Source organism: Devosia sp., from assembly GCF_041917035.1.
Lineage (GTDB): Bacteria > Pseudomonadota > Alphaproteobacteria > Rhizobiales > Devosiaceae > Devosia_A.
In genome coordinates this window covers 1-2109 of sequence record NZ_JAYRYM010000411.1, presented here as the reverse complement: position 1 = coordinate 2109, position 2109 = coordinate 1, and the positions used below count along the sequence as shown (strand labels likewise).

Annotated in this window: 3 protein-coding genes and 1 pseudogene; 2 read left to right on the top strand and 2 right to left on the bottom strand. The window is 69.2% G+C overall.

The window, feature by feature from the left end:
* Positions 1–138 precede the first annotated feature (138 nt).
* Positions 139–564, bottom strand: a complete 426-nt coding sequence (locus tag ACE3TU_RS21730) for a DoxX family protein (RefSeq protein ID WP_374627937.1) — start codon at positions 562–564, stop codon at positions 139–141.
* A gap of 123 nt (positions 565–687) precedes the next feature.
* On the opposite strand from ACE3TU_RS21730, the gene ACE3TU_RS21725 reads away from it, so the two are divergent.
* Positions 688–1104, top strand: a complete 417-nt coding sequence (locus ACE3TU_RS21725; protein ID WP_374627936.1) for a winged helix-turn-helix transcriptional regulator — start codon at positions 688–690, stop codon at positions 1102–1104.
* Positions 1101–1907: an aminoglycoside 3-N-acetyltransferase gene (gene aac(3), locus ACE3TU_RS21720; RefSeq protein ID WP_374627935.1), complete on the top strand. Its 807-nt coding sequence runs from the start codon at positions 1101–1103 to the stop codon at positions 1905–1907. The genes ACE3TU_RS21725 and aac(3) overlap by 4 nt, the downstream gene beginning before the upstream one ends.
* Here aac(3) and ACE3TU_RS21715 read toward each other — a convergent pair.
* A pseudogene (locus ACE3TU_RS21715) lies at positions 1891–2109 on the bottom strand (MATE family efflux transporter); the annotation flags it as partial. The gene aac(3) and the pseudogene ACE3TU_RS21715 sit on opposite strands and share 17 nt — an antisense overlap.

Genomic DNA, 2109 nt, shown 5'->3' with positions numbered 1-2109 from the left:
CGGTCAATGCGGCTGGGCAATTATTGCGGCTCCCGAATATATGTCCCGTCGGTGATTACAGCGTGGCGCGGGAATGGCAAGGGGCCGGCCCGCGAATCGGGCCGACCGCCCGGCGATACGGACAGACGATCGTGCGGGCTAGCGACGCGGCACGATCGGCGCGATGCGCCAGCGGCCCCAGGCGACGAGGGCGGCGAGTCCGAGCAGGACGAGATTGACCGGCAGCACCATCAGCAGTTCGCCCAGCAACGCATGGGTGATGATGGCGAGCACCTGGATGACGACGAAGCCGAGCGCCGCCAGCGGCGTCAGCCAGGGCAGGATGCGCGTTGCGGCCGGCAGGATCATGCCCAGCGCCCCGGCGACTTCGGCCAGCCCGATGAACCGCACCAGCAGTTCGGGGGCGCTGTTCACCCACGCCATCTGCGCCGCGAGAGTGTCGATCGGCATGCCCAGCTTCATCATCCCGGCGGCGCCGAAGGCCAGCGCCAGCAGCACCTGGACGACCCAGAGCGCCATCGTCCACCTGTTGCGGCCAGTGGAGGCCATGTCCGTCGTCGTCATCCGGTTCCCCTGTTCGATCTGGTACTGTTCCGCGCTCTAGGCACAGACAGTAATCCGGTATATATTTGTAACCGAAGCACTGCCGCAAGCAGGCACAGTGCGGGTACCGAAAGAGGCACACCGATGAAACCGATCCCCGGCCGCAGCGAGACCTGCAACGCCATGGGCGACATCCTCAACCGCATCGGCGACAAATGGAGCGTGATGATCGTCGGCTATTTGACGCGCAAGACCATGCGCTTCAACGAGTTGCGCCATGCCATTGGCGGCATCAGCCAGCGCATGCTGACGCTGACGCTGCGCAACCTCGAGCGCGACGGGCTGGTGACGCGCACCGTCTACCCCGAGATTCCGCCGCGCGTCGAGTATCAGTTGACCGAACTCGGCCGCACGCTCACCGGACCGCTCGACGCGTTGTGGAACTGGGCTGCGGAGCACCAGCACCAGGTGGCCGATGCCCGCGCCGCCTACGACGCGGCGCAGGGCGAGGTCGCGGCGCCGCTGCCGCCGGAGCGACGCTACGCCGGCGCGGTCAGGTGAGCGAACGGGCGACCCGGTCGAGCCTCGCGACCGATCTGCGGGCCATCGGCCTCGCGCCCGGCGACGCAGTGCTGGTGCATGCCGCACTGCGCCGGCTCGGCCCGATCGCCGGCGGACCGGACGGGATCGTCGACGCGTTGGTCGACGTCACCGGACCCGCGGGCACCGTCCTGGCCTATTGCGACTGGCAGATGCTGGACGAGGAGCGCGACGACCCGGCGCTCCGGCACCACCTGCCGCCCTTCGATCCGCAACGCTCGCGCGCCACCCGCGACAACGGCTTCTGGCCGGAACTGCTGCGCACCACGCCCGGCGCCCGCCGCAGCGGCAATCCCGGCGCCTCGTTCGCCGCCCTGGGCGGCCGGGCCGAATGGTTCACCGCCGACCATGCGCTCGACTATGGCTATGGCCCGCGCTCGCCGCTCGGCCGGCTGGTCGAGGCGCGCGGCAAGGTGCTGATGCTCGGCGCCCCGCTCGACACCATGACGCTGCTGCATCACGCCGAGCACCTCGCCGACATTCCCGGCAAGCGGATCAGGCGCCACGAGGCGCCCATCCGCGTCGACGGCGAGACGGTGTGGCGGAGCTTCGAGGAGTTCGACACGTCCGATCCGCCGGACGGGCTCGCCGACGACTACATGGCCGAGGTGGTCGAGGCATTCCTCGCCACGGGCCAAGGCAGGCGCGGGGTGATCGGGCGGGCCGGAAGCGTCCTCGTCGAGGCCGCCCCGATCGTCGCCTTCGCCATCGACTGGCTGGAGCACCGACTGGGCCGGACGGCCTCGGCTAGACCAGCGCCTTGATCTCCTTTTTCCGCCAGAAGCCGAAATAATAGACCGCCTGGAGCACCAGCAGGCTGCAGAAGCTCAGCGTATAGCCGACCCAGACACCGGGCAGCCCCATGGTCTGGCTGAGGATCAGCGCTGCCGGGATCTCGACCGCGACGATGGCGGCGATCGACAGCAGCATGGGCAGCAGCACCACGCCGGAGGCCCGCATCACGGC

Coding starts and splice junctions, on each gene's coding strand:
- ACE3TU_RS21725 (WP_374627936.1), top strand. CDS start 688: ATGAAACCGATCCCCGGCCGCAGCGAGACCTGCAACGCCATGGGCGAC.
- ACE3TU_RS21730 (WP_374627937.1), bottom strand. CDS start 564: ATGACGACGACGGACATGGCCTCCACTGGCCGCAACAGGTGGACGATG.